Raw genomic sequence first — 26522 nt, forward strand, 5'->3', positions numbered from 1 at the left:
TGCTCCTCAGCAGAGCCAATGTCCTCTTCAATTTGATGGTGAAATTTAATTAATCTAAAATCAAAAATCACCAACTATTTTTGACCACATTACCAACATTAAAGAAATCCAAAACTGATATGCTCTTCTAAAATAAGCTTCCCAAGTCAACTACAAACTTATATGGCTTGTATGGTAAAAAATAAGTGAGTTATTTACAAATACCCAAAACTGATATGCTCTTCTAAAATAAGCTTCCCAAGTCAACTACAAACTTATATGGCTTATATGGTAATAGAAAATAGCTAATAAACTAACCTCTCAATGGTTTTTTAAAATAAGACAATGACTATACTAAAGCTGAAACGAACTCCATTCGTACGCTTCCATCCTCGTCAATATGGGTTAAATTGATTTCGTGTAACGTATTGACTAATTCAGGATTCCAAGGTGTTTTTACTTTTACGTAATTCTCCGTAAAACCATGAATATAACCTTCTTTGTTTTCTCCCTCAAAAAGCACAGTTCTCGTCGTACCTAATTGACTTTCATAAAAAGCACGACGTTTTTTAACAGACAAACTGCGGAGCATCTTACTTCTTTTGGCACGCACATTCCCTGGCACAACACCTGTCATAGCGGCTGCTTCAGTATTATCACGCTCTGAATACGTAAAAACGTGTAAATACGAAACATCCAAATCATTCAAGAAATGATAGGTTTCTAAGAAATGTTCGTCTGTTTCCCCAGGAAAACCTACAATCACATCCACACCAATACAGGCATCTGGCATTACTTCACGAATTTTATTTACTCGTTCTGTGTAGACTTCACGTTGATAACGACGTTTCATCAACTTCAAAATTTCATTGCTCCCTGACTGTAGCGGAATATGGAAATGCGGTACAAAAGTCCTGCTTTTCGAAACAAATTCAATCGTTTCATTTTTTAACAAATTGGGTTCAATAGACGAAATTCGCAATCTTTCGATGCCTTCTACTTCATCCAACGCCTGAACCAACTCTAAGAACGTATGTTCGTGTTTTTTGTTACCAAATTCCCCTTTACCGTAATCTCCAATATTCACTCCGGTAAGTACAATTTCTTTAATGCCTTGTTGTGAAATTTCCTTAGCGTTTTTTAACACGTTTTGCAATTCGTCACTTCGCGAAATACCTCTCGCTAACGGAATCGTACAATAGGTGCATTTATAATCGCAACCGTCTTGCACTTTCAAGAAAGCACGGGTACGGTCGCCAATGGAGTAACTTCCCACGTAAAAATCGGCTTCGGCAATCTCACAAGAGTGCACCTCCCCCATATCGTTTTTAGACAAATCATTGATATAATCATTCAATTTGAATTTCTCAGTAGCTCCAAGTACCAAGTCAACCCCATCTACCGCAGCCAATTCTTCTGGTTTCAATTGAGCATAACAACCCACCGCAGCAACAAAAGCCTTATTGTTAAGCTTCATCGCTTTGCGTACTACCTGTTTAAATTGTTTATCGGCATTTTCGGTTACCGAGCACGTGTTGATGACATACATATCAGCCACTTCCTCAAAATCCACACGGTCAAAACCCTCGTCCTGTAAGTTACGGGCAATAGTTGAAGTTTCTGAAAAATTCAGTTTACAGCCTAAGGTATAGAAGGCCACTTTTTTTCTTTTTTCCATAAGTATGCGCTATCTAATGAAATCGTTGTCAAAAAAATAGCGTGTGCAAATTTACAAACAAATAAAGGAACTGTACAAGGAATTTTATTTTATTCTAATTGTAGGATTTGGGCGTGACCCTCCAGATGGCTTCGTCATGCTTCCTCGCCACTTTCGGGTCGGGCTGTCCGCTGTATTCCCGATTAAAAAAACTACGGCATTAGCCTTGTTTTTTAAAATCGGGAGATGTCGCTTCCATCCCTCACGCGGTGTTGATTAATGAGGAAAATTTTATTTCAACAGAATGTTTTGTAGTTATTTATTGATATATTTGAAATGCTTTAATAATTAATTTTAGTTCAATTCTATGAAACTCATCAAATATTTAATATTAATACTTATAGTTGTAATCTCATGCAAAAAAGCAGAAGTTTCTCCTGAGGAATTAACTAAAAGCACTTTCGATTCTCCATTCCCTAAAAACAACAAACAACTGGATAGAATTTTTGGAGAAACATTGTTAGTCAAATATTACAATGACACCTTAGTTTTAAATATTAAATCCAACAAATACACTAATCTAATAACCAATAAAATAGGAGATACAGTTTTCTATGGCAAAGTATGTAAATATAGAGACTACTACTATTTTAATCACAAAAAAAATGACACTTCCTATTGTATAAGCGCCTTCAAAATAAAAGGAAATTTAATTTATGGTTTGGATTTTGGAACCCAGTTTTTTGCTGTGGATGAAAATATTCTAAAAGGGATTTATAAAAAAGAATTGGTATCTATCAATTCAGATACAACTGTAATTAGGTTGAAAACTAACAAAGTCGAATTAAAAAAATTGTTTACAATCATAATGAACAATACTGTTCCCGACACACTTTTAAATCCCAAATTCACCTTAAATAACATTTCAAAAAACGAACTAGTCACTGAAAAAGATGAAGATGATCCAGACAATGTAGAATATTCTGTGAAAGCTTACCCAATTCCAGCAGTCGATTTTATCAATGTTGAAACAAATAAAAAATCTAGTTTTCAGCTAATCAATAGTTCGAATAAACTCATTTTAGAAGGGCAACTTAATGATGTAAAAAACAAAATAGATATTAGCAATCAACAATCAGGCTTGTATTTTCTCATTGTAAAAAACATAGATAACAGTCAAACTAAAACGCTTAAAATATTAATTAAGTAATCTACAAAATGGATCATTTATTTATAAACCACTATGTATTCTAAAAGATATACTCCTTTAATTTCTTTTTCTTTGTTGCTTATTTTAGCCACCCCATTTGAATCGGGTTTTACATTTCAAAGTCTCACAGGTTGGAATATGGTTATCCCAAGCACCAGTTATTTGGAAATAATAGTTTTAATTATTGTCTCTATTATTGCTTTTATCTATTGGAGATTATTAAAAAACAAATCTAAAATTGATTTCAAACTTTTTACTCTTCATTACCTGCTAACAATTCCAATTGTACTTTGGGCACGTTTTAATTTCCCAATTAGACAATTTACTGCAAAAAATTCAACTGATATTTTTGAAATGATTGATTTAATAAATAGAATCCTTTACACAGTTCTACTCTTATTCTCTATAGGACAAATCATTTTTGCATATTTACTTTTTAAAATACGAAAGAAAAACAAATGACTAACCTTAAAAAAATGAAAACCTCTCTATTTCTTATATTATTAACTTTCATTTCTTGTAATCCATTTAATGAAAATAAGGTTTTGAAATACAAAGATGATTTGAATAATTTAGTTTCAAAATTTGAAAAATATAATGATGGTGTTTATGATAGAGATGAATTTGATGAATTTATAATTGGTGATATTGAACAATTAGATATTGATTTAGTAGTAAAAAATGGAAATAAAAAAAATCCAAATTATTCAGGATTTATTGAAGAGAACGATAGTTTACTAATTTTTATCAAAAAACCCAATAGCTTATTCGACAAGGAGAAAAGAATAATTTATGACTCCACTAAAAAACCAAGAAACTTTGGAAACCGCAATATTCCTAATGCTTCATATAAGATTAAAAAACTGGATGACAGATGGTATTATTCTGAAGAAGGATTTGATTAATACAAAGGAAAATCATCACAATAAAAAAACCATTAAGCAATTAAGTCTTTAAGCACAACACTTAAAATCCCTTAATTGTTTAATGGTTTTTAATAGAATATAAAATCTTAAGCCAAAATAAAGCGTTGGATTACCTCAGCCACACCGTGGTTGTTGTTGGAAGCTACAACCACATCGCCTTTGTCTCTCAAATGTGCATCCACATTATCGACCCAAACACCTAATCCAGCATATTCAATCATCGACAAATCGTTGCCGGCATTACCTACTGCAATTACTTCATGTTGTGCAATGTTTAATTTTTCCGCTAGGAATTTCACGCTGGCGCCTTTGTCAATTCCAGTTTGAGCGGCTTCTAAAAAGAAGGGTTTTGACATACATACACTCAAATGGGGCATTACTGCTTTTAAATCTTCTTCAACTGCTTTCAAATAACTGGGTTCTTCTAGCAAAATGCATTTTATCGCCGCTGATTGCACTCGTTCTTTAAAATTAGGCACCACCTCATGTTCTAAACCTGTAATCGTGGTTTCCACATCGATATATTCTGAACGGGTTTCACTCACTATTTTCCCGTCCAAATAAGTAATAATATGTGTTTTCTTTTGTTGGCTGTAATCATACAATATATGAATCTGCTCTTGAGTCAAACTTTGCTCAAAAATCACTTCATTAGTACTCAAATCGGTAATCACAGCACCGTTAAACGAAATCATATACGAATCCATCAACCCCAAATCTTTAGCATATTCAATCATCGCAGGAGTTGGTCTTCCTGACGCCAAAATGATTTTCACTCCTTTTTCTTTTGCCTTGGCTAGCATGGCTCTATTTTCATCCGAAATGATATGGTCGTCGTTCAACAAGGTATCATCCATGTCTAAAACCAGCATTTTGTATTTCATAATGGTTACAAAGAATAATTATAAATTCATTTTAAACTCCTCGATAATGGGATAAATTTTTCCGTATTGTGTTTCTTGCACAAACAATTCAACTGCTGACCCCATAGTTCCAAAACCCGGTAATCGCGCTGATTGAATGTTGTCTTTCATTACAACATCCACCCCTATGGCTTCTATTTTTTCCTTTAAGGCCAAAGCCAAAACTTCACTCCCCGAAAACACTTTCATCAATGCCATTATACGCTATTTTTTAAATTAATTTTCTACATTTTGCTCCACAATGTTTACAACTTCGTCGAAGTGAGAGAAGGTCTCCTGACCTTCATATTCATTTTACCAAATATAATGATTAGAAATTGAGAAAGGTTTTAAAACATCAACAGCCGGATTACCTGCTTTTGTTATCGAAATAATCCCTTCATCTTTTACGTAATTAGAAGCGCTTGAATATAGATAATCTGATGCTTTTGATACGATCCCTGCTCTAACAGGATTCATATGTATGTAATCCCATTTTGACCACATAAATTTTTCAGAAAAAATCTCTTCAGGATAACTCCCATATTGCCAAAATTGGTATTTCTCATTTCGGGTATGCCTTTTACAGGCAAATTCAAATCTTTTTAACATCCAATCTGCTCTACTTTCAACCCCATTTTCTATTTTATTCAGTATCGTTTTAGCGGTAAACTTTTTAAATCCCCTTATTAAATCAGACAATTTTCCCTCTTCAGACTGAATGATTAAATAAATATGATTGGACATAATTACATATCCATACAAAATCATTCCTTTATTCTTTTACAAAAATCCAGACTATCAATAATACATTCCCTATATTCTTTACTTGAAAAAACATCTACCCAATCTATAACTGTTGCTGTTATAAAATGAGGTTTTTGATTGATCTCTAATAATATACCTTCTTTCGTTTTTTTTTATAGAGCCAGTCAAGGACTGAAATTCACCACCTCAAAAGTCAGAGACTTTGCGGAGCATTTATATTAATTTTCCTCGTCCCCCTCTTCTTCTTCAAAATCATCCTCCTCTTCCACTTCTTCAAAATCGAATTCGAAAGGTTCTACCAACATTTTGTCTGCCATAATGGCTACTCTTTCCGTATATTCTTCTGAAAAAATCAGTCGTTGGGTTTTAGTAATACTATCAGATATGCGCATGATTTTAGTTTCATGACGCAATTTCAACAAGCTATCTGCATCGTCCACGATAAACATTTTCAAGCGATTGACATTATAGCCCGCTGTTGAAAACATATCGCTCAACTTGGTCGGAGTTCCTATTAAAACATCTATTCCAGTGGAAACATAATTTTTATCATAGTCCATATCGCCTTTTTCGTGAACGCCATACACTTCTAATCCCGTATATTTTCCGAATTGCTCAAAAAGGGCTTCCATTTCTAAAACCTTAGCTTTGTCTTCCACAAAAATTAATGCCCGTGGTGATTCTTCATTGGTTCCAGCTAATTTTTGAATTACATTCAAAACAATCGTAGTGGTTTTACCGCTTTCTTTAGGTGCAAAAATCAAACAATCAGCACCACTTTTGATTGCTGAAAACGTTTCTTTTTGAACCTCATTTGCCTCGGTCAATCCATTTTCGATTAAGGCTTGCTGCAGTTTTTCCTTTATTTTTTTTAGTTTCATTTTTAAAATTTTTACACTAAGATTCGCTAAGTTTCAAGAAGATTCGCTAAATTTCAATTGTAATTCTTTTGCGTTTCTTCGTGTTTTCTCTTAGTGAATCTTTGCGAAATAGTTTATTTACTTGCAAACAACTTCACATCATTCTCGGAAATTTCACTTCCTCCAAGAATAATCAAGCGCTCTACTACGTTCCGTAATTCTCGTATGTTTCCTGTCCAATCGTATTCTTGTAATAACTTCACCGCATTATCAGAGAATTTCTTCACTGCTGTTCCGTTCTCCGAAGCAATTTTTTGAGCAAAATGACTAATTAAAAGTGGAATATCTTCACGACGTTCATTTAACGACGGTACTTTTATCAAAATTACCGCCAATCGATGGTACAAATCCTCGCGGAAGCGTCCTTCTTCGATTTCTTTTTTCAAATCTTTATTCGTTGCTGCCACAACACGTACATCGACTTTGATATCCTTGTCGGCTCCTACTCGGGTAATCATATTTTCCTGTAAAGCACGCAATACTTTGGCTTGAGCGGAAAGACTCATATCGCCAATTTCATCCAAGAAAATCGTTCCTTTGTCTGCTGCTTCAAATTTACCTGCACGGTCTTTTACAGCTGATGTAAAAGCACCTTTCACATGACCAAACAACTCACTTTCTATCAATTCTGACGGAATAGCAGCACAGTTCACCTCTATTAGCGGAAAGCTAGAACGCTCACTTTTTTCATGTAATTGATGGGCAACCAACTCTTTTCCGGTACCATTTGAACCCGTGATAAGCACTCTAGCCTCGGTAGGCGCCACCTTATCAATCATCAATTTAATATGATTAATGGCTTCGCTCTCACCTATCATTTGGTAATTTTTAGAAACTTTTTTCTTTAGAATTTTATTTTCAACTACCAATTGTTTTCGGTCCAAAGCATTACGAACAGTATTTAACAACCTATTCAAATCAGGTGGTTTTGAAATATAATCAAAAGCCCCCAAACGCATCGTATTAATGGCCGTTTCCATATCGCCGTGCCCTGAAATCATCACCATTGGGATTTCAGGTTTTATTTTTTTGACTTCTTCTAATACCTCAACACCGTCCATTTTGGGCATTTTGATATCACAAAGTACCAAATCATAATCGTTGTTTTTAATTTTTTCAAGACCAATAGTACCATCTTCGGCTTCTTCTACTTCGTAAGTATCATTTTCCTCAGAAAGTATTTTGGACAACACCCTGCGGATAGCAGCTTCGTCTTCTATTATTAAAATTTTAGGCATGCTTTTTCGTTTAATCTGTTAAATGGTTTAACTGGTTATTAGGTTAATTGTTAACTTAACTTACTCAATAACCTAGTGCTTACTTTTATACCCTGATTGCTTCACTATTCCATTATTCTTCTTGATGTTCAGTGAACTTTATTTGAATCAATATTCACACCACTATAGTGGAGGAATAAAGGTCAAAGCAGGAACAATGCTTACTCTCAAAAACTAAGCCATTCGCTACTTGATTTGGCTATTTGACAAACTGTTTATTCGAAAAACCGATTGAACAGAAAATCCGTTACACTGATAATCATTAATATTTTAACCAATGATACAATTCTTTCCAACTAGGTTTTTTGCCATACATCAAAATCCCCACACGATAAATCTTTGCTGCAAACCAAACTACACCTAAAAAGGTTACTAGTAATAGGGAAACCGAAATTATAATTTGCCACAAAGGTACACCAAACGGAATTCGCATGAGCATCACAATGGGTGAAGTTAACGGAATCATCGAAAAAGTTACCGCAATCGTACTATGAGGGTCATTGACTACACTAAAAAAACCAATATACACACTCAAAATCAACGGCATGATAATAGGTAAAAGAAACTGCTGGGAGTCGGTTTGATTATCAACAGCAGCTCCAATAGCCGCATAAAATGAACTGTACAAGAAATAACCCCCAATAAAATACACTACAAATCCTAGCAAAATAGAAACTATGGGTAATTGCCACAATTCCTTAATATACATTTGGATAGTACTTGTCATTTCAGTCGCAGAATGCTCTGCCATTGCAGGTGAAAATTGTGCTGCCGAACCCACGTTGACACCAAAAAAATATGAGGCGAATAACAGGATTGATAAGCCTAGCACAGTCCAAATAACAAATTGTAAAATCCCTGCCAAAGAAGTCCCTATGATTTTACCTATCATCAATTGAAAAGGTTTGACCGAAGATATAATAATTTCAATAATACGATTGGTTTTTTCCTCAATCACTGAACGCATCACCATGTTGCCGTACATGATAATAAACATCATGACCAAATAACCAAATGCACCACCGATGAAAATCTTAATTTCATTAAGTCCCTTTACTGTTTCCTCTCCTGATGTTTTGGCTAAGTTAAGGACCACTTTGGCTTGTGCCTTTTGAATGGCAACAGTGTCTAAATGGGCTTTTTCAAGTTTGAGTTGGGTAATTTTTTTTCCTATAATAGACTGAACCTTTTCAATAAAAATTAAACTAGGACTGGTGTTAGCAATGAGTTGAATTTTATTTTCTAATGTGGTTAAATCATCCGTAGGAGGAACCAATAACAAGCCCTCATAATTATGATTGGCAATGCTGTCCTTTACAAATTGGACTTCAATGGCCGATAAATCAACGTATTTATACTCTGAGTCCTTTTGATTTTGGGATACCAACTCCTTAACAAAAACTCCAGAGGGATCGTGTATGGCGATGCGTTTAGTCTCTACTTCCATCGTATTGAGGTAGCTGATAAAAATGGTAATCGCTACAAACAACAATGGACTTAAAAAGGTCATTACAATAAAAGATTTATTACGCACTTTGGCTATAAATTCTCTTTTGATAATTAATGAAATAATACTCATTTTCACATTTAAGATTAAGGATTTTTTGATTTAGGAATACCCAAATATTTATTACTCGCTCACCGTTTGGATAAAAATGTCATTTACTGACGGAATTTTTTCAACAAAGTGTGTCACCTGTCCTTTTTGCACCAATACATTCAACAATTCGTTAGGTGTGGCGTTGCCAATGTGAATCTCTAATTTTAATTCGTTGTTCAATGACTTGAAATGCGCTGGTTTAACAGTGAATTTTTGAGTGATAGCATACATCAATCCTTCTACATCAGCACTCAAAATCCCAACTTCGTAACTATTCGTTCTGTACTGTTTTTTGACGTCGTTTACCTTGCCTTCAATCAATTTATTGGACTTGTGAATCAAAGCGATTTCATCACACAATTCTTCCACACTCTCCATACGATGAGTAGAAAACAATATCGTGGTACCTTTTTCTTTTAAAGCTAAAATTTCGTCCTTGATTACATTAGCATTTACAGGGTCAAAACCCGAAAAAGGTTCGTCCAAAATCAATAATTTAGGCTGATGCAAGACACAAACTACAAATTGTATTTTTTGTGCCATTCCTTTGGATAACTCTTGAATTTTTTTGTTCCACCATCCTTGAATTCCCAATCGATCAAACCAAAAATCCAATTGTTTTTTGGCTTCTGACTTAGACAATCCTTTCATTTGTGCCAAATACAAGCACTGTTCTCCCACTTTCATGCTTTGATACAAACCGCGTTCTTCGGGTAAGTAACCAATATATTGCACATGTTTGGGCTGTAACTTTTCGCCATCCAAAATAATTTCGCCACTATCTGGCAAAGTTATTTGGTTTATAATGCGAATTAAGGAGGTTTTTCCCGCTCCATTAGGACCTAAAAGTCCGTAAATACTCCCTTTAGGCACGCTCAATGAAACTTCATTCAAGGCGGTATAGTCACCATATTGTTTGACAACTTTGTTGACTTCAAGTAAGTTATTCATTCTAAAATTTGAATTTGTGTAAAAGTAAATAATTCAAGGGGAAATCCTTTGATTTGTTCGATAAAAAAAGAGTCAACCTGCGTTTAAAAACAACCCAAGTTTGCTTTGATTGTTTATTTTTTTGAACTAAATCATGATTATCATTTCTATCTCAATCGGTTTACCGGACACATGGTTCATTTCAGAAATTAGCAAATCAAAGGTAAAAGCTTGGCATCCCAGAATAAAAAAACCCATTCCTATTGTGATAAGAATGGGCTTTATAAGTGGTGATTTTAAATGAAACTTAGCTTCATTTAAGAAAACATATCTTTTACTTTTTCAAAAAATGACTTGTCTGATTTTTCAGGATTTGGATTGAAATTTTCGTCATCCAAGTATTTTTCAAAAAATTGTCTCTGTTCTTTATTCAACGTTTTAGGAGTCCAAACATTTACATGAACCAATAAGTCACCATTACCGTATCCATTGATACTTGGGATTCCTTTTCCTTTCAAACGCAAAATTTTTCCCGATTGGATTCCTTCTTCGAGTTTGATGCGTACTTTTCCGTTTACCGCTTCGATATCTTTGGAGACACCTAAAATCGCTTCAGGGAAACTGATGTACAAATCGTAATGAAGGTTCTCTCCTTCACGTTTTAAAAATTCGTGTTCTAACTCTTCTATCGCAACAATCAAATCTCCAGGAACACTGTTACCTGGCGCATCATTTCCTTTACCAGAAACTTTCAATTGCATTCCGTCCACTACACCAGCAGGAATTTTGATAGAAACGGTTTCGTCTTCTAAAATCATTCCTTGCGCATCTGCTTGAGATGGTTTTTTGTCTAAAATTTGACCTGAGCCTCCACAAGCAGGACAAGTCGTAGCCGACTGCATACGTCCCAAAATAGTATTGGTCACACGCATTACCTGCCCTTGTCCGTTACAAGTAGTACACGTTTTATAGGTTACCCCTGGCGCTTGAACTTTGCGCTTTACTTTTACTTTTTTCTCTACACCATTAGCAATTTCTTCTAAGGTGAGTTTTACTTTGATTCGAAGATTACTTCCTTTGACTCTTTGAGGACCACGTGATCCACCGCCAAATCCTCCGAAACCACCACCAAAGATGTCACCAAACTGGCTGAAAATATCGTCCATATTCATGCCACCATGTCCACCAAAACCTCCTGAACCATCAAATGCTTGGTGTCCATACTGGTCGTATTTGGCTTTTTTGGCAGGATCTCCTAAGACCTCATAGGCTTCGGCTGCTTCTTTGAATTTTTCTTCTGCCGTTTTGTCTCCTGGATTTTTGTCAGGGTGATATTCAATGGCTTTTTTTCGGTAGGCTTTCTTAATCGCTGCAGCATCAGCCCCTTTAGAAAGTCCTAATATTTCGTAAAAATCTTTTTTCATTGTATTCATTTAGGTTGAAAATTACAGCAGTGCGTAGTTACGCTTATTTATTGCCCAATTACAACTTTAGGAAAACGAATAATTTTATCTCCTAATTTGTATCCTTTTTCAAGAACATCCACAATTTTACCTTTCATATCGTCAGACGGGGCAGGTATTTGTGTAATCGCTTCAGCAAAATCAGCATTAAAAGCATCTCCTGCATTTACCTCCACTAACTCTAATCCTTTAGCGTTCAAAGTACTTTTTAATTTTTCATGTATCAATTCCACGCCTTTAGAAACTGCTTCATTTTCTGATTTAGCAATTTCCACCACCGCTCTGTCAAAATCATCTAAAACAGGTAACAAAGCTTGCAACACATCTTGATTAGCTGTTTTGAATAACTCGATACGTTCTTTAGTAGTTCGTCTTTTGTAATTTTCAAATTCAGCAAATAATCTCAAAAATTTATCTTTTTCATTTGCCAAGTCTTTTGCTAATTGCTCTTCAACACTTAATTCCTCAGCATTTGTCTCTTCAGCTGCAACTTGTTCTCCACCAACATTGTTATTTTCCAATGCTCCATCGGCTACTTTTTGATCGATCTCTGTATTTTCAGTAGTCATATTACCTTTATTTTTAAAAATATTCTTAAACATATTTTGAACTTTCTTTTGGAAAGCAAAAGTACTGCCAAAACGCACTAAACGTCAAATTGTCAGTCCGATTTTTGAAAAATCCAAAATCGGCTGTTATTTTTTCATTATTAATTTAAATTTTAATACAATTTTATGAATTATATCAATTGTTTTATTTATGTTTGTAATCTATTCTCCTTCATTAGGGACTCTAAGGTTATTTACTATATTATTAATTCACTATACCTTATATCAAAAAAAAGCTTTGTTTTATAAAACAAAGCTTTTTTTATACCTATTAAATTGAGACCATCCAAGACTTAAACTCTTACGCTAACAAACTTTTTTTCAATCCTTCCAAATCAACTAAAATCTGCTCGCCTGTGGTTAGGTTTTTAAGAGCATACTGACCTGTTTTCATCTCTTCGTCACCTACAATTACGGCGTACGGAATATGACGTTTGTCAGCATGTTGAAATTGTTTTCCCAACTTTACATTATCAGGATACATTTCGACTTTTATACCTGAGGCTCTCAATTCTTTAATAGCACTCATCGCGTACAAGGCTTCATTTTCGCCATAATTAAGAAATAACGCCTTAGTGGATATGGTAACTGTTTTGGGAAACAAATCCAATTCTTCAATAACTAAATAGATACGGTCTAATCCAAAAGAAATCCCAACACCACTCATGTTTTTTAATCCAAAAATCCCTGTCAAATCATCATAACGGCCACCGCCTCCAATTGAACCCATCGTTACTCCTTTGGGCGCAGCTACTTCAAAAATAGCCCCTGTATAATAATTTAACCCTCTTGCCAAAGTCACATCCAAATCCAAAATAACAGTGGCTAAACCTAATTCCAATACCTTGTCACATATAAAACGCAACTCGGCTATTCCTTTCATTCCTTCTTGAGATTCAGCCAACAATTGGGATAGCTTCTCCAGTTTCTCGGTGATGGTGCCAGTAAAATTAAATAGAGGTTGTACTTTTTGGATGGCAGTTTCAGTAATTCCTTTATCCATCATTTCTTTTTTAACTCCTTCCTCACCTATTTTGTCCAGTTTATCCAAAGCTACTGTGAAATCAATCAATTTATCCGAAGCGCCGATTACTTCTGCTATTCCAGACAAAATCTTGCGATTGTTGATTTTTACTGTAGCACCATTCAATCCTAAATCAGTAAAAACAGCATCATATAATTGGACCAATTCAACTTCTTGCCAAAGCGATTGAGACCCTACGACATCGGCATCACATTGAAAAAATTCTCTAAAACGCCCTTTTTGAGGTCGATCCGCACGCCAAACAGGTTGGATTTGGTATCGTTTAAAAGGGAATTCAATCTCGTTTTGGTGTTGCACTACATAACGAGCAAAAGGAACAGTCAAATCATAACGCAAGGCTTTTTCAGAAATACTAGCAGTGAGTTTTGTACTGTCTTTGGCTTCTAAATGAGTCGCATTGGCTTTAGCCAAATAATCCCCTGAGTTTAATATTTTAAAAATCAAACGATCGCCTTCTTCTCCATATTTCCCCATTAAGGTTTCAGAGTTTTCAAATGAAGGAGTTTCTATGGGTTGGAAACCAAATTTCTCAAAATTGGTTCTTATAGTTTGGATAATGTATTGTCTTTTTGCCACCTCAACTGGTGAAAAATCTCTAGTTCCTTTAGGAATACTGGGTTTTGATGCCATTATAATTATTTAAAAAAAATTGGTGATTATGGATTAACCCAAAATCTTTGCAAATATCTTATTTTTAAAATAAATCTGTTTACTAATTGTAGTTTTTTAAACATATAAGTCATTTATGTTTTTTTTTTAAAACCATTTAAGAAATATAAGAACATTTAAGCTTTGTGGTAAAAATATTGAAACATATAAGTCATGTAAGTTATTTGCTTTGACTGGTTTTTAAAACTCTTAAAAAAAGAAGCGCATATCAGTAGGGACTCGTCCCTTGCGATGAATCTTAAGTCCTGAAATTTGGATTTCTTTAATTTTTAAAATCTGTGTCCAAAAAAAAAAAAAAAATAACACATAAGTCATATAAGTTATTTGCTTTGACTGGTTTTTAAAACTCTTAAAAAAAGGAGCGCATATCAGTAGGGACTCGTCCCTTGCGATGAATCTTAAGTCCTGAAATTTGAATTTCTTTAATTTCTAAAATTTGTGTTCCAAAAAAAATTAACATATAAGTCATGTAAGTTATTTGCTTTAACTGGTTTTTAAAACTCATTAAAAAAAGAAACGCATATCAGTAAGGACTCGTCCCTGACAGTGAATCTTAAGTCGTGAAATTTGGATTTCTCTAATTTCTAAAATCTGTGTTCCAAAAAAAAATTAACATATAAGTCATGTAAGTTATTTGCTTTGATTGGTTTTTAAAACTCTTAAAAAAAAGCGCATATCAGTAGGGACTCGTCCCTTGCGATGAATCTTAAGTCGTGAAATTTGAATTTCTCTAATTTCTAAAATCTGTGTTCCAAAAAAATCAAACAGCCAAGTTATCTACTACACCTCCTTTCAAAAAATCTTTAAAAGCTTATATGACTAATATTGTTAAAAAAAATCGTTCTTATTTGTCTAACTGGAATTGCTACAAAAAATGTACTTTAGTATCAAATTAAAATGATGTTACAATTATTTAAAGAAAACATTCGCATTGCTATAGGTTCTATACGTACCCAAATCTTGCGCACCATTTTGACGGTAATTATTATCGCTATCGGAATCACCGCCTTAGTAGGAATATTAACAGTAGTATCAGCTTTGGAGAACACCATTTCATCCGACTTTACTTCGATGGGCGCTAATACTTTTTCCATTAAACAATACGAAAATGTACTGCGAAAACGCCACGGAGAAACTCGAAAAATTACAAATCCTGTGATTTCCTATCCAGAAGCCCTCGCTTTTAAAAACAAATTTGATTACCCGCTCACCCAAACGTCATTGTCTTTCAGAGCCACAGGAACCGCAGAAGTAAAATTTAATACCGAAAAAACAGACCCCGAAATCACCATTATGGGTGTCGATGAATTTTTCCTGACTAACTCAGGTTTAGAGACTAAAATAGGCAGGAATTTCAATCGTTTTGACATTAGCAACAACAGCCATAGTTGCATTGTAGGTTCCGATTTTGAAAAAGGCCTTCTAAAAGATGTCAATCCTATTGGAAAAACAATTTCGATTCGGGGGGCGCGATTTAAGGTTATCGGTGTTTTAAAAGAAAAAGGAGCTACTTTTGAGAACAATCAAGATTTACGAGTGTTGATTCCTATTCAATTGGCTAGGTCTCTTTTTACAGCACCAAACATCAATTATTCCATCAGTATCTTAACGCAAAAAAACGAACTTCTTGACCAAGCTATCGACCAAGCTATTAGTACGATGAGGAAAATCAGAAAATTAAGCCCGGTAGAGGAAAACAATTTTGGTGTCATTCGTTCAGATGACTTGATTAATAAAATTCTTGGTATTACAAAATACTTAGGATTGGCCTCTTGGGGTATAGGTGTGGTTACTATTTTAGGATCTTCGATTGCACTAATGAACATTATGATTGTTTCGGTAACAGAACGCACAAGGGAAATTGGGGTCAGAAAAGCGTTAGGAGCCAAAAAAACAACGGTAGCAATTCAATTTTTTATCGAGACCCTACTTATTGGACAATTAGGCGGAATCATTGGGATTGTATTAGGAATACTCATCGGTTTTGGAATTGCCTCTGCAATGCAATTTGATTTTGTTATTCCGTGGCTTGCCATATTTGCCGCTTTTATGACAAGTTTTATTGTGGCCATACTCTCTGGGTTATACCCAGCTATCAAAGCTTCAAAGCTAGACCCTATTGAAGCATTACGATATGAATAATCAGAAGTTAGAGATTTAAAGATACCAATTAAACAATTAAACAATTAAACAATTAAACAATTAAACAATTAAACAATTAAACAATTAAACAATTAAACAATTAAACAATTAAACAATTAACTAAACACTACACCCAATCATCCTATCATTTCCATAAATATCTTTTCTCAATTCGATATTATTAAAATGCAATTGTTGCAACAAAGTGATCATTTCTTGCCCTAAATATTGATTAATTTCAAAAAACAATTGCCCTCCTACCACAACATTTTTTTGAGCGAGTTGTGCAATTTTAGTATAAAAAACCAAAGCATTATCATCTGCTACAAAAAGCGCCAAATGAGGCTCATACTCTAAAACATTTTTCTTAATTTCCTGTTTTTCTAAATTTCGGACATAGGGTGGATTTGACACAATAACATCAAACAGTTGACCTAAATCAGTTGTTTCAAGAATGTTTTGTTTAATAAATTGGACGTAAACATCGTTTTTTAGGGCATTCCTTTGAGCAGTTTCCAAGGCTCCTTCTGACACATCGATAGCATACACCTCAGCATGGGGAAGTTTTTTAGCCAAGGTGATAGCAATACAACCCGAGCCAGTACCAATATCGAGAATTTTTATCTTATGTGCTGTCTTTTGATTTTTAGAAACAATCCAATCCACTAGCTCCTCAGTTTCGGGACGCGGAATTAACACATTGGAGTTTACTTCAAACTCTAACCCATAAAAAGAGGTTGTTCCTAATAGATATTGAATAGGAATTTCCTGCTGAAGCTTTTGAAGAATATCATTCCAAAAAACCAACTCTGTTTCGGAAAATACTAAATTAGGCTGCAAGGCTACATCCACACGCCTGAGTTGCCGCTGTTTTTCTAAAATTAAATAAAAAAAGCTTGCTGCCTCATCTGCATCATACTGCGAGCTTAACTCTTGAACAAAACGATCTCGATAGTTTCTAATTGTCATAATTGATTTTCCCTCCCAATTTTCTTGAAAAGAAGTCACAAAAGTAACAATAGTTGTTTGCAAATTGTATTTTTATCCTCAAAACCAAAACCAAAATAGTATTTTTGCGGTATGAACACCAATGAAAAGTACCTTCAGCGTTGCATTGACCTTGCTCGAAATGGCTTAGGAAAAACTTATCCTAATCCCATGGTAGGAAGCGTTATTGTTTACAACGACCAAATCATTGGTGAAGGTTGGCATCAAAAAGCAGGCGAAGGCCATGCCGAGGTGAATGCGATTAATTCTGTTAAAGACAAATCATTACTTCCCAAATCCACCATTTATGTAAGCCTAGAACCTTGCAGTCATTTTGGAAAAACGCCTCCTTGTTGTGATTTGATTATCAAAAACCAAATTCCCAAAGTGGTCATTGGTACTATTGACCCCCATAGCAAAGTGGCCGGAAACGGTATCAAACGCTTAATAGAAGCTGGCATTGATGTTACCGTAGGTGTTTTGGAAAAGGAATGTTATGAACTCAACAAACGTTTTTTTACTTTTCATCAAAAAAAACGTCCTTATATCATTCTTAAATGGGCCGAAACTCAAGACGGATATATTGCGCCTAGGGAACGAGAGGAACAAAAACCTGTTTGGATTACCTCAAAATACTCTCGCCAATGGGTACACAAATGGCGCAGTGAAGAACAAGCCATTCTTGTAGGAACTCAAACCGTACTTGATGACAACCCTCAATTAGACGTAAGAGACTGGACAGGAAATCATCCTACACGAATTGTAATTGACCGCAAAAACCGAATCCCTAGGAGCTGTGCTGTTTTTAACAATCACGTTAAAACTATTGTAATTTGCGAAACAATCACTGAAAAAAATACAGAAAATTGTATCTTTGAAAGTATTGACTTTGAAAACGAAATAACAATTCAAATTATAAAAGTACTGTACAAACACGAAATTCAATCGGTACTTATTGAGGGAGGCCAACGTACGCTACAATCTTTCATTGACACCAATTTATGGGATGAAGCACTTGTTTTTAAAGGAGCAGCATTTTTTAACAATGGAACAAAAGCCCCTACAATATCTCAAAGCTATTTTTCTAAAAAACAACTCAGACAAGACGAACTTAAACGATATACAAACCATGATTGATGCTATTATTTTTGATTTTGGTGATATTTTCATCAACCTAGACAAACCCGCAACTTTTGAAGGATTAAAAAAATTAGGTCTTTCAGAATGGAATGACGATTTAGACCATTTGAATCATCAATTTGAAATGGGCAAAATTTCGCAAGACGCTTTTTTACAGGGCATCCAAAAACATTGTCCTCAAGCTAGCATAGATGAAATTTTAAAAACTTGGAATGCAATTTTATTAGACTTCCCATTATACCGTTTGGAGTTTTTACAAATGCTTTCCCAAAAATACCGTCTTTTTTTACTGAGCAACACAGACGCTATTCACATTGAACGCTTTCAGAAAAAAGCTGGAGAAACTTTTTATACCGATTTTTACCGTTGTTTTGAACATGTCTATTTCTCTTATGAAATTGGAATGCGCAAACCCAATGTAGAAATTTATGAATATGTACTAAGCAATCACCACCTCACCGCTTCCAAAACGCTATTTGTGGATGATAAAAAAGAAAATACGGACGCAGCAAAATCTATTGGGTTACACGTTTGGAACCTTCAAGTGGGTGAAGAAGATGTTGTAGAATTATTTGAAAAAAAGATAATTTAATTTTTCTTGAACACCCAAGACACTTACAAAACCATTGACCGAGCTACTGAAGAAATACTGTTTAAAGAAAAAGGCAGTAAATTTTTAGGCTATGCTTATCCAATACGTTGTGAAGAAGAAGTCAAACCTCTTATTGAAACCTTACGCAAAGTTCATCCCAACGCACGGCATCATTGTTATGCCTTTCAAATAGGTGCCGAAAAAATTTACTACAGAACTAACGACGATGGGGAACCCAACAATACTGCTGGCACTCCTATTTACGGACAAATACAATCTTTTGGGCTTACCAACATATTAGTTGTAGTCGTTCGGTATTTTGGGGGGACTAAATTAGGGGTTGGCGGTCTAATTGCCGCTTATAAAACTACCGCTCAAGCCACCCTGGATTCCTGTAACATCATTGAAAAAACAGTAGATGTTTCTTTTTTAATTTCATTTGACTATCAAAACATGAATAAAGCCATGCGAATTATTAAAGAAAAAAAACTCGAAATTGTACATCAACAGATGGAAATACATCCTGAATCAGAACTTCCCATAGGGAAAATAGAATTTAAAACCCGAAAAAAAAATGCCGAGATAATATTCGACATTTTTAATTCTCACCACGAAATTAACATTCAAATTATAGAATAAATCAATTCCTTCTTACTTCATTTTCATATCATCAACAAACGCTCTTTTACATACTCTGGAGGAGTTCTCGGACGACCAGTTTTCATGTCCACAAAAACCAAAATTGAATTCGCAATTGTTAACAACTCCATCTCTTCATTATAAATCTCATAGTCAAATTCTATCTTGACAGAAGTTTGACTTTTCAAAATAGTTTTAACAGTCAATAAATCGTCATAACGTGCTGGTTTTTTATATTGCACACTTAAAGAAACCACCGGAAGCATTACTCCATTTTCTTCCATCCATTTATAAGAAACCCCCATATTTCTTAGCCATTCCACACGTCCCATCTCAAAATACTGAGCATAATTGCCATGATACACCACTCCCATTTGGTCCGTTTCGGAATACCTCACACGCACTTTTAAATCGAATTCTTTCATTTACCTATACCTTAATTTTAACATTATTTTATCTATCATTCAACCATCACTTACAACAATATTTTTACAAATTCAACCCCCAATAATTTTTTTTTAAAGAAAATTGTTCACATATTTGTTAACCCAAAAGAAAGCTTAAAACAACATTGCTTTTTCTATAAAGTAACCCGATTACAATTAAAATAATTTACTAGAATTTATGAACAAAACTGCACAATCAGTATGGGAAAACTGTCTGTCCTTTATAAAGGACAACATTCAAGACCAAGCCTACAAAACTTGGTTTGAACCAATTAAGTCAGTTGAACTTACCGATAACGCACTTTACATTCAAGTTCCTAGTAAATTCTTCTACGAATGGCTAGAAGAACATTATGTAAAACTATTAAAAGTGGCGTTGACCAAAGAACTTGGAAAAAACGCAAAGTTACTTTATAAAATTAAGATGGAAAACACTTATGGTAACAAACAACCTTTTACAGAACAGTTACCTAGTGCAAATCGAGTGGCAGTAAAACCACAAGATGTAGATGCTCCATTAAAAAACTTAAATCCAGAATTAAAAAATCCATTTGTTATTCCTGGAATTCGTAATTTAAAAATCGAATCCCAATTGAATTCCAATTATAGTTTTGACAACTTCCTTGAAGGTGACTCTAACCGATTGGCACGTTCTGCTGGTATGGCTGTAGCCAATAAACCTGGCGGAACCTCATTCAATCCTTTGTTGATTTTTGGAGGAGTTGGATTAGGTAAAACGCATTTGGCCCATGCGATTGGAGTTGAAATCAAAGAAAAATATCCTGAAAAAACTGTATTGTATATCTCGGCTGAAATTTTCACCCAACAATATATAGATTCCGTTAAAAAGAACAATAGAAATGATTTTATTCATTTTTACCAACTTATTGACGTATTAATCATTGACGATGTACAGTTCTTATCTGGAAAATCAGGAACTCAAGACGTGTTTTTCCACATATTCAATTATTTACACCAAAACGGAAAACAGGTTATCCTTACTTCCGACAAGGCTCCAGTGGACATGCAAGATATCGAACAACGTTTGTTATCTCGTTTCAAATGGGGACTGTCAGCAGAGCTACACCAACCCGATTACGAAACTCGAATTTCTATCCTTAAAAACATTCTTTACCGTGATGGTGTTGAAATGCCTGAAGACATTATCGAGTATGTCGCTCGCAACATCAAAACCAACGTTAGAGAACTAGAAGGCGCTATTATTTCATTGATTGCACAATCTTCTTTTAACAAAAAAGAAGTTACCATTGAACTAGCCAAGAGTGTCGTAGAAAAATTCGTTAAGAATGTAAAAAGAGAGATTTCAATAGACTACATTCAAAAAATTGTTTCTGATTATTTCCAATTGGACATCGAAACATTACAATCCAAAACCAGAAAAAGACACGTTGTACAAGCCAGGCAATTAGCCATGTTTTTTGCTAAAAAATTTACCAAAGCTTCTTTGGCTAATATTGGTTCACAAATAGGTGATCGCGACCATGCTACCGTGTTACACGCCTGTAAAACTGTTGACAATTTGGTCACTACTGACAAACAGTTTAAAAAATTTGTTGACGACATCCATAAAAAGTTAACTTTATAAAATACAATGGCAATTAAAATTTTAATGGTTTGTTTGGGAAACATTTGCCGTTCCCCATTGGCTGAAGGCATTTTAGCATCAAAACTACCCCCAAACAAATTCAAAGTAGATTCTGCTGGTACAGGCTCTTGGCATATAGGCCACTCCCCTGACAAACGCTCCATAGCAGTTGCCCAAAAAAACAATCTTGATATCTCCAAACAAAAAGGACGGCAATTTAAACCCGAAGATTTTGATCAATTTGATTACATCTATGTAATGGACAGCTCCAATCACGAAGATGTACTTTCATTATCACAAAAACCAGAGCATATAGCAAAAGTTCAAATGATTTTAGACGAACTTTTCCCAAACGAAAAAGTGGATGTCCCAGATCCTTATTACGGCACCTCGGACGGTTTTGATTTAGTCTATAAAATGCTCGACCAAGCTTGTGATTCCATTGCTCAAAAACTAATTGACCGACACAAATAAATCCCTTTTTCAGAGGGATTTTTTTATATTATTAGTTGAACATTCTTTCAAAAAACAAAGAATATTCGTATATAATTATTTTTTAACCAATAAAATTTTACAAAAAACACAAAACTCTTCTTTTGTCTAGTTTTTATCTATATAAATTGCCTTCCAAATAGAACAGAATAACAACTTATTAACAAGTATCAAAAAAGTTATAGAATTAACTTTGTTTTAAACCATTCTTAATAATCAAAGACGACTAAGAATGTACTATTAAACCAAAATACTTATAAATTTATTAAGATGAAAAAGATTGCAGCACTATTGTTCCTATTAGGATTATGTTTTAGTTTTAGTTTTTGCTCGAGTGATACCCCAGAGCAAGCTACAGTGATTCCTCCAGCGACCACACCTCCAACAACAACACCTGAAATAACAGATTATAAATTAATTCCCGTACCAGCCAATGCTGGAACAGGTAAAAAATGGGAGTTTCAAACGGACATGTCGGATGATTTTGACTATAATTATACCCCTTCAACTACTAAAACCACCTTTGGAAACGGAAAATGGACAAATTTTTACCATAATTCATGGGAAGGGCCAGGATTGACCAAATGGAAATATGAAAATGTTATTATTGAAGATGGTATCCTTAAATTAATTACAACTCGTGTAGAAGGAGAAACCAAAAGTTACGATTACGGAGGCAAAACATTAACAGGAAAAGCGACAAGACTTGGTGCCGTAGTATCTAACAAACAAATTGTATATCCCGTATATATCGAAAGTCGCATCAAAATCGCTAACAGCGTCAGTACATCCGGAGCGTGGATGTTAAGTCCTGACGACACACAAGAAATAGATTTCATGGAAGCTTGGGGCGGTAAAGCTGCAAGAAACAATGTTACAGGTGGCAGACAATTTTCTAAAACCATACACTTGAGCCATCATGTATTTATCAGAAATCCCTTCCAAGATTACCAACCAGCTGACAACACCACTTGGTACACTGACAGTAAAGTAGGTGATTGGTGTGATGCGTACCACCGTTATGGTGTTTACTGGAAAAGTCCAACGGAATTAGAATATTATATTGATGGAAAGTTGGTACGTTCTACAAATAATTTAGATACCGCTGGAGGAAAAGACGGAATTGACCCATACAGTTTCACTTCACCTACCAAAGATCCTTCCACCAGAACAGGCCTTAACAAACCAATGGACATCCTATTAACTATGGAAGACCAAAACTGGAGAGCAGGAATTGGATGCACCCCGACCGATGAAGAAATAAAAGACAAAGAGGGGCATACCATGAAAATTGACTGGGTACGTATTTTCAAACCTGTTAACAACTAATTTTTTTAACCCAAATGATACAATAGTCTTCATAGGAAAACGAAATTTTTTAATACTTTCGAGTGCACACGGAAATTTTTTAAAAAAAGGAATAGCAAACTATTTGCTTCGCCAGTTCGAGCAAAGCTCTCGGGCCAATGATTAAATTTTGAGAAAGAATCTGAATTTGAAGAAAAAAAAGTTGAGTATATTCCTATTGCATCATTTAGGTTAGAAATCATTCCTACTGCAAATCCTATTTGGTACAACCCAGATAGGATTTATTATTTAGGAGTTATTGCTAATCGTGATATAATTCCGTTATTTGTATTCAATTACAGAAAAACTACAGCAAAATGGCTATCACTACTTTAGGGAAACTCTATCTTATCCCAACCACCATGGGAGATTGCGACCCCATGGATGTTTTACCCCAAACCATCCAACGTGCTATTGATTTAATCGACTTCTATATTGTAGAAAATGAAAAAACGGCTCGAAAATCAATCAAACAAGTACAACCTGAAAAAAAACAATCTGAATTAGTTCTATTTGCACTAAACAAACATACTGAACCCCAGGAACATCTTAAGTTTATCAACCCTTTATTAGAAGGTAAAAATATGGGATTAATGAGTGAAGCAGGTTGTCCCGGTGTCGCAGATCCGGGTGCCGAAATTGTCAAAATAGCCCATGAAAAAGGGATTCAAGTAGTTCCTCTAGTAGGACCTTCCTCTATATTATTAGCCATGATGGCTTCTGGCATGAATGGGCAAAGTTTTACTTTTCACGGCTATTTACCTATCGAAAAAGAAGATAAAAAAGCCCGTTTTAAAAGTTTAGAACGCACCTCGTTTGAAAAAAATCAATCTCAAATATTTATTGAAACCCCCTATCGAAATAATAAATTACTTGAAGATTTAATTCAAACTTTACATCCCGAAACACATTTGTGTATAGCTACAGACATTACGTTACCTACTGAATACATTAAAACCAAAAAAATTGCAGCTTGGAAAAAAGAAAAGGTAGATTTACACAAACGCCCAACCATTTTTATCATTCATAAAATGTAATTTTTAGTATTGTAATGAGTAAACTTCCTAACGTTGGCACTAGTATTTTTTCTATAATGTCACAATTGGCAACAGCGCATCAAGCCATTAATTTATCACAAGGTTTTCCTGATTTTCCTGTTAATGAAAAGCTTTTAGAAATTACTGCAAAACTCACCCAGACTGATGTTCACCAATACACTCCTATGGCGGGTTATCCCCCATTATTGGATAAAATTGCACAAATAACATCTAAACAATACAACCGAAACGTTGACCCTAATACTGAAATTCTTGTTACTACTGGTGCCACCCAAGGTATTTTTACTGCTATTCAGGCTTTCATCAAAACAGGAGACCAAGTAATCCTACTGGATCCCAGTTATGATTCCTACGAACCATCAATAACTTTATGTCAAGGTACAGCTATTCGTATCCCTCTTAATGACGATTATACAGTAAATTGGGAGGCTGTAGCACAAGCTTGTAATCCAAAAACAAGACTCATTATTATCAATAATCCTCATAATCCAACGGGAAAAATAGTAAACACCAAAGACATTGAAGCCCTTGAGAATATTTTGGAAAACAACCCTAATATGTTGCTATTGGCTGATGAAGTCTATGAGTACATTACTTTTGAACAAAAACACATATCAGCCAACAGCAGGCCTAAATTAATATCTCGAAGTATTATTGCCTCCTCATTTGGGAAATCATTCCATATCACAGGATGGAAAGTTGGTTACCTCATCGCACCTTCTCATTTGATGCAAGAAATCAAAAAGGTCCATCAATTCTTGGTTTTCAGCGTTAATAGTCTTTCACAAGCTGCTATCGCATCCTATTTAGAGGATGTCAATTTGGACGAAATCAGCACTTTTTACCTAAAAAAGAGGGATTATTTTAGAACACTCCTTAGTACAACCCGATTTAAACTCCTTCCATGTGAAGGCACCTATTTTCAAGTTGTCTCTTATGCCGCAATATCCGATGAAAATGATGTCGATTTTTGCAAAAGATTAATTCGAGAATATGGTGTTGCAGCCATACCTATCTCTACATTTTATGCCAATGGCAAAGACCTTAAACTCATCCGTTTTTGTTTTGCTAAAAATGATGCAACACTAAAAGCTGCTGCTCAAAAACTGAGTTATTTATAAATTAACATAAATTTATTTTTTATTATGCGTGCATAGTATTTAATTTTCCTATATTTACTAAAAAGCGAATACTATGGATTTTAAAAACAAGATGTTACGAGATGGAGCTTTGCAAGATAAAGTAATTGTAGTGACAGGTGGCGGTAGCGGGCTAGGCAAAGCCATGACACACTATTTTCTTGAATTAGGAGCTAAAGTAGCCATCACATCCCGAGATTTAGACAAATTGAAGAATACGGCACGAGAACTAGAGCAATCTACCGGTGGTACTTGTTTGCCCGTTTCATGTGATGTTAGGCATTATGAACAAGTCGAAGAAATGCTTAACCAAGTAATTGACACTTTTGGGAAAGTAGATGTTTTACTTAATAATGCCGCAGGAAATTTTATATCCCCTACTGAAAGATTATCAGCGAATGCTTTTGACACCATCATAGACATCGTATTAAAAGGAACCAAAAACTGTACCCTTGCATTTGGGAAACACTGGATTGACAGCAAACAACCGCAGGCAACAGTATTAAATATTGTAACCACCTATGCTTGGACGGGTTCGGCTTACGTTGTACCTAGTGCGACTGCCAAAGCGGGTGTATTGGCAATGACCCGCAGTTTAGCAGTAGAATGGGCAAAATACGGAATTCGCACCAATGCCATTGCGCCCGGTCCCTTTCCTACCAAAGGCGCTTGGGAACGTTTACTACCAGGTGATTTAGCCGCTCAATTTGACTTATCCAAAAAAGTTCCGTTGCAGAGAGTGGGTGATCATCAAGAATTAGCGAATCTTGCGGCTTATTTAGTATCTGATTTTTCAGCCTACATCAACGGAGAAGTTATTGTAATTGATGGAGGAGAATGGCTTAAAGGAGCAGGTCAATTTAATCTATTAGAAGCAATACCAGAAGCTCTTTGGGATCAACTTGAGGCTGCAATTAAAGCGAAGAAAAACAAATAACTTTGAAGTACCAAATAACGAGACTGTCCAAAAAGACCCAAAA

26 protein-coding genes are annotated in these 26522 nt (G+C 34.9%); 13 read left to right on the forward strand and 13 right to left on the reverse strand.

Annotated features, from left to right (window positions below; translation table 11 throughout):
* Positions 1 to 328 precede the first annotated feature (328 nt).
* A complete protein-coding gene (gene mtaB / locus K5R64_RS07445) occupies positions 329 to 1657 on the reverse strand; it encodes a tRNA (N(6)-L-threonylcarbamoyladenosine(37)-C(2))-methylthiotransferase MtaB (protein ID WP_220762321.1) in 1329 nt (442 codons plus the stop codon).
* A 346-nt stretch (positions 1658 to 2003) separates the two neighbouring features.
* Here mtaB and K5R64_RS07450 point away from each other — a divergent pair, with 346 nt between their 5' ends.
* The 3 genes from K5R64_RS07450 to K5R64_RS07460 are packed head-to-tail and all read left to right on the forward strand — an operon-like array spanning position 2004 to position 3751.
* A complete protein-coding gene (locus K5R64_RS07450) occupies positions 2004 to 2846 on the forward strand; it encodes a T9SS type A sorting domain-containing protein (protein WP_220762323.1) in 843 nt (280 codons plus the stop codon).
* 33 nt (positions 2847 to 2879) lie between these two features.
* Positions 2880 to 3308: a hypothetical protein gene (locus K5R64_RS07455; RefSeq protein ID WP_220762325.1), complete on the forward strand. Its 429-nt coding sequence runs from the start codon at positions 2880 to 2882 to the stop codon at positions 3306 to 3308.
* Positions 3309 to 3322: 14 nt separating this feature from the next.
* The gene (locus K5R64_RS07460; RefSeq protein ID WP_220762327.1) at positions 3323 to 3751 is read left to right on the forward strand and encodes a hypothetical protein; all 429 of its coding nucleotides are present in this window, start codon (positions 3323 to 3325) and stop codon (positions 3749 to 3751) included.
* Positions 3752 to 3858: 107 nt separating this feature from the next.
* Here the strand turns inward: K5R64_RS07460 and K5R64_RS07465 are convergent, their stop codons facing one another.
* The 10 genes from K5R64_RS07465 to hisS form a co-directional block, all read right to left on the reverse strand.
* Positions 3859 to 4656 (reverse strand): Cof-type HAD-IIB family hydrolase, encoded by a 798-nt coding sequence (locus tag K5R64_RS07465; RefSeq protein WP_220762329.1) that lies wholly within the window; start codon positions 4654 to 4656, stop codon positions 3859 to 3861.
* Between the two features lie 18 nt (positions 4657 to 4674).
* Positions 4675 to 4893 carry a DUF2007 domain-containing protein gene (locus tag K5R64_RS07470; RefSeq protein WP_220762331.1) on the reverse strand — a complete coding sequence of 73 codons (219 nt, stop codon included), beginning with the start codon at positions 4891 to 4893 and terminating at the stop codon, positions 4675 to 4677.
* A gap of 96 nt (positions 4894 to 4989) precedes the next feature.
* The gene (locus K5R64_RS07475; RefSeq protein ID WP_308443156.1) at positions 4990 to 5445 is read right to left on the reverse strand and encodes a transposase; all 456 of its coding nucleotides are present in this window, start codon (positions 5443 to 5445) and stop codon (positions 4990 to 4992) included.
* A gap of 215 nt (positions 5446 to 5660) precedes the next feature.
* The gene (locus K5R64_RS07480) at positions 5661 to 6323 is read right to left on the reverse strand and encodes a DEAD/DEAH box helicase (RefSeq protein ID WP_220762333.1); all 663 of its coding nucleotides are present in this window, start codon (positions 6321 to 6323) and stop codon (positions 5661 to 5663) included.
* A 113-nt stretch (positions 6324 to 6436) separates the two neighbouring features.
* Positions 6437 to 7600 (reverse strand): sigma-54 dependent transcriptional regulator, encoded by a 1164-nt coding sequence (locus K5R64_RS07485; protein ID WP_220762335.1) that lies wholly within the window; start codon positions 7598 to 7600, stop codon positions 6437 to 6439.
* Positions 7601 to 7901: 301 nt separating this feature from the next.
* The gene (locus tag K5R64_RS07490) at positions 7902 to 9218 is read right to left on the reverse strand and encodes an ABC transporter permease (RefSeq protein WP_220762337.1); all 1317 of its coding nucleotides are present in this window, start codon (positions 9216 to 9218) and stop codon (positions 7902 to 7904) included.
* A gap of 51 nt (positions 9219 to 9269) precedes the next feature.
* Positions 9270 to 10190, reverse strand: a complete 921-nt coding sequence (locus K5R64_RS07495; protein WP_220762339.1) for an ABC transporter ATP-binding protein — start codon at positions 10188 to 10190, stop codon at positions 9270 to 9272.
* A 296-nt stretch (positions 10191 to 10486) separates the two neighbouring features.
* A complete protein-coding gene (gene dnaJ, locus K5R64_RS07500; protein ID WP_220762341.1) occupies positions 10487 to 11593 on the reverse strand; it encodes a molecular chaperone DnaJ in 1107 nt (368 codons plus the stop codon).
* Positions 11594 to 11640: 47 nt separating this feature from the next.
* Positions 11641 to 12234 carry a nucleotide exchange factor GrpE gene (locus K5R64_RS07505; RefSeq protein WP_220762343.1) on the reverse strand — a complete coding sequence of 198 codons (594 nt, stop codon included), beginning with the start codon at positions 12232 to 12234 and terminating at the stop codon, positions 11641 to 11643.
* Between the two features lie 307 nt (positions 12235 to 12541).
* Positions 12542 to 13915, reverse strand: a complete 1374-nt coding sequence (gene hisS / locus K5R64_RS07510; protein WP_220762344.1) for a histidine--tRNA ligase — start codon at positions 13913 to 13915, stop codon at positions 12542 to 12544.
* 936 nt (positions 13916 to 14851) lie between these two features.
* On the opposite strand from hisS, the gene K5R64_RS07515 reads away from it, so the two are divergent.
* A complete protein-coding gene (locus K5R64_RS07515; RefSeq protein WP_220762345.1) occupies positions 14852 to 16096 on the forward strand; it encodes an ABC transporter permease in 1245 nt (414 codons plus the stop codon).
* 120 nt (positions 16097 to 16216) lie between these two features.
* Here the strand turns inward: K5R64_RS07515 and prmC are convergent, their stop codons facing one another.
* Complete coding sequence (gene prmC, locus K5R64_RS07520) at positions 16217 to 17065, reverse strand: peptide chain release factor N(5)-glutamine methyltransferase (protein ID WP_220762722.1); 849 nt, start codon at positions 17063 to 17065, stop codon at positions 16217 to 16219.
* Between the two features lie 111 nt (positions 17066 to 17176).
* On the opposite strand from prmC, the gene ribD reads away from it, so the two are divergent.
* The 3 genes from ribD to K5R64_RS07535 are packed head-to-tail and all read left to right on the forward strand — an operon-like array spanning position 17177 to position 19454.
* On the forward strand, positions 17177 to 18220 hold the full coding sequence (gene ribD / locus K5R64_RS07525; protein ID WP_220762346.1) for a bifunctional diaminohydroxyphosphoribosylaminopyrimidine deaminase/5-amino-6-(5-phosphoribosylamino)uracil reductase RibD: 1044 nt from the start codon (positions 17177 to 17179) through the stop codon (positions 18218 to 18220).
* The gene (locus tag K5R64_RS07530) at positions 18213 to 18815 is read left to right on the forward strand and encodes an HAD family phosphatase (protein WP_220762347.1); all 603 of its coding nucleotides are present in this window, start codon (positions 18213 to 18215) and stop codon (positions 18813 to 18815) included. The genes ribD and K5R64_RS07530 overlap by 8 nt, the downstream gene beginning before the upstream one ends.
* A gap of 6 nt (positions 18816 to 18821) precedes the next feature.
* Positions 18822 to 19454: a YigZ family protein gene (locus K5R64_RS07535; RefSeq protein WP_220762348.1), complete on the forward strand. Its 633-nt coding sequence runs from the start codon at positions 18822 to 18824 to the stop codon at positions 19452 to 19454.
* A 23-nt stretch (positions 19455 to 19477) separates the two neighbouring features.
* Here K5R64_RS07535 and K5R64_RS07540 read toward each other — a convergent pair whose 3' ends face one another.
* Positions 19478 to 19879: a thioesterase family protein gene (locus K5R64_RS07540; RefSeq protein WP_220762350.1), complete on the reverse strand. Its 402-nt coding sequence runs from the start codon at positions 19877 to 19879 to the stop codon at positions 19478 to 19480.
* A 199-nt stretch (positions 19880 to 20078) separates the two neighbouring features.
* On the opposite strand from K5R64_RS07540, the gene dnaA reads away from it, so the two are divergent.
* The 6 genes from dnaA (at position 20079) to K5R64_RS07570 (ending at position 26479) form a co-directional block, all read left to right on the forward strand.
* A complete protein-coding gene (dnaA, locus tag K5R64_RS07545) occupies positions 20079 to 21506 on the forward strand; it encodes a chromosomal replication initiator protein DnaA (RefSeq protein WP_220762351.1) in 1428 nt (475 codons plus the stop codon).
* Positions 21507 to 21512: 6 nt separating this feature from the next.
* On the forward strand, positions 21513 to 21980 hold the full coding sequence (locus K5R64_RS07550; RefSeq protein ID WP_220762352.1) for a low molecular weight protein-tyrosine-phosphatase: 468 nt from the start codon (positions 21513 to 21515) through the stop codon (positions 21978 to 21980).
* A 288-nt stretch (positions 21981 to 22268) separates the two neighbouring features.
* Positions 22269 to 23327, forward strand: coding sequence for a family 16 glycosylhydrolase (locus tag K5R64_RS07555; protein WP_220762353.1), 1059 nt, complete (start codon positions 22269 to 22271; stop codon positions 23325 to 23327).
* Between the two features lie 335 nt (positions 23328 to 23662).
* Positions 23663 to 24382 (forward strand): SAM-dependent methyltransferase, encoded by a 720-nt coding sequence (locus K5R64_RS07560; protein ID WP_220762354.1) that lies wholly within the window; start codon positions 23663 to 23665, stop codon positions 24380 to 24382.
* Positions 24383 to 24396: 14 nt separating this feature from the next.
* Complete coding sequence (locus K5R64_RS07565; protein ID WP_220762355.1) at positions 24397 to 25524, forward strand: methionine aminotransferase; 1128 nt, start codon at positions 24397 to 24399, stop codon at positions 25522 to 25524.
* Between the two features lie 73 nt (positions 25525 to 25597).
* Entirely contained in the window at positions 25598 to 26479 is an 882-nt protein-coding gene (locus K5R64_RS07570; RefSeq protein WP_220762356.1) for an SDR family oxidoreductase, read from the forward strand.
* Positions 26480 to 26522: the final 43 nt, after the last annotated feature.

Origin of the sequence: Flavobacterium sp. UMI-01 (assembly GCF_019656315.1) — a bacterium.
Lineage (GTDB): Bacteria > Bacteroidota > Bacteroidia > Flavobacteriales > Flavobacteriaceae > Flavobacterium.

Bases quoted from the DNA above. Each gene is read 5' to 3' on its own strand.
- mtaB (WP_220762321.1), bottom strand. From the start codon at position 1,657: ATGGAAAAAAGAAAAAAAGTGGCCTTCTATACCTTAGGCTGTAAACTG.
- K5R64_RS07450 (WP_220762323.1), top strand. From the start codon at position 2,004: ATGAAACTCATCAAATATTTAATATTAATACTTATAGTTGTAATCTCA.
- K5R64_RS07455 (WP_220762325.1), top strand. From the start codon at position 2,880: ATGTATTCTAAAAGATATACTCCTTTAATTTCTTTTTCTTTGTTGCTT.
- K5R64_RS07460 (WP_220762327.1), top strand. From the start codon at position 3,323: ATGAAAACCTCTCTATTTCTTATATTATTAACTTTCATTTCTTGTAAT.
- K5R64_RS07465 (WP_220762329.1), bottom strand. From the start codon at position 4,656: ATGAAATACAAAATGCTGGTTTTAGACATGGATGATACCTTGTTGAAC.
- K5R64_RS07470 (WP_220762331.1), bottom strand. From the start codon at position 4,893: ATGGCATTGATGAAAGTGTTTTCGGGGAGTGAAGTTTTGGCTTTGGCC.
- K5R64_RS07475 (WP_308443156.1), bottom strand. From the start codon at position 5,445: ATGATTTTGTATGGATATGTAATTATGTCCAATCATATTTATTTAATC.
- K5R64_RS07480 (WP_220762333.1), bottom strand. From the start codon at position 6,323: ATGAAACTAAAAAAAATAAAGGAAAAACTGCAGCAAGCCTTAATCGAA.
- K5R64_RS07485 (WP_220762335.1), bottom strand. From the start codon at position 7,600: ATGCCTAAAATTTTAATAATAGAAGACGAAGCTGCTATCCGCAGGGTG.
- K5R64_RS07490 (WP_220762337.1), bottom strand. From the start codon at position 9,218: ATGAGTATTATTTCATTAATTATCAAAAGAGAATTTATAGCCAAAGTG.
- K5R64_RS07495 (WP_220762339.1), bottom strand. From the start codon at position 10,190: ATGAATAACTTACTTGAAGTCAACAAAGTTGTCAAACAATATGGTGAC.
- dnaJ (WP_220762341.1), bottom strand. From the start codon at position 11,593: ATGAAAAAAGATTTTTACGAAATATTAGGACTTTCTAAAGGGGCTGAT.
- K5R64_RS07505 (WP_220762343.1), bottom strand. From the start codon at position 12,234: ATGTTTAAGAATATTTTTAAAAATAAAGGTAATATGACTACTGAAAAT.
- hisS (WP_220762344.1), bottom strand. From the start codon at position 13,915: ATGGCATCAAAACCCAGTATTCCTAAAGGAACTAGAGATTTTTCACCA.
- K5R64_RS07515 (WP_220762345.1), top strand. From the start codon at position 14,852: ATGATGTTACAATTATTTAAAGAAAACATTCGCATTGCTATAGGTTCT.
- prmC (WP_220762722.1), bottom strand. From the start codon at position 17,065: ATGACAATTAGAAACTATCGAGATCGTTTTGTTCAAGAGTTAAGCTCG.
- ribD (WP_220762346.1), top strand. From the start codon at position 17,177: ATGAACACCAATGAAAAGTACCTTCAGCGTTGCATTGACCTTGCTCGA.
- K5R64_RS07530 (WP_220762347.1), top strand. From the start codon at position 18,213: ATGATTGATGCTATTATTTTTGATTTTGGTGATATTTTCATCAACCTA.
- K5R64_RS07540 (WP_220762350.1), bottom strand. From the start codon at position 19,879: ATGAAAGAATTCGATTTAAAAGTGCGTGTGAGGTATTCCGAAACGGAC.
- dnaA (WP_220762351.1), top strand. From the start codon at position 20,079: ATGAACAAAACTGCACAATCAGTATGGGAAAACTGTCTGTCCTTTATA.
- K5R64_RS07550 (WP_220762352.1), top strand. From the start codon at position 21,513: ATGGCAATTAAAATTTTAATGGTTTGTTTGGGAAACATTTGCCGTTCC.
- K5R64_RS07555 (WP_220762353.1), top strand. From the start codon at position 22,269: ATGAAAAAGATTGCAGCACTATTGTTCCTATTAGGATTATGTTTTAGT.
- K5R64_RS07560 (WP_220762354.1), top strand. From the start codon at position 23,663: ATGGCTATCACTACTTTAGGGAAACTCTATCTTATCCCAACCACCATG.
- K5R64_RS07565 (WP_220762355.1), top strand. From the start codon at position 24,397: ATGAGTAAACTTCCTAACGTTGGCACTAGTATTTTTTCTATAATGTCA.
- K5R64_RS07570 (WP_220762356.1), top strand. From the start codon at position 25,598: ATGGATTTTAAAAACAAGATGTTACGAGATGGAGCTTTGCAAGATAAA.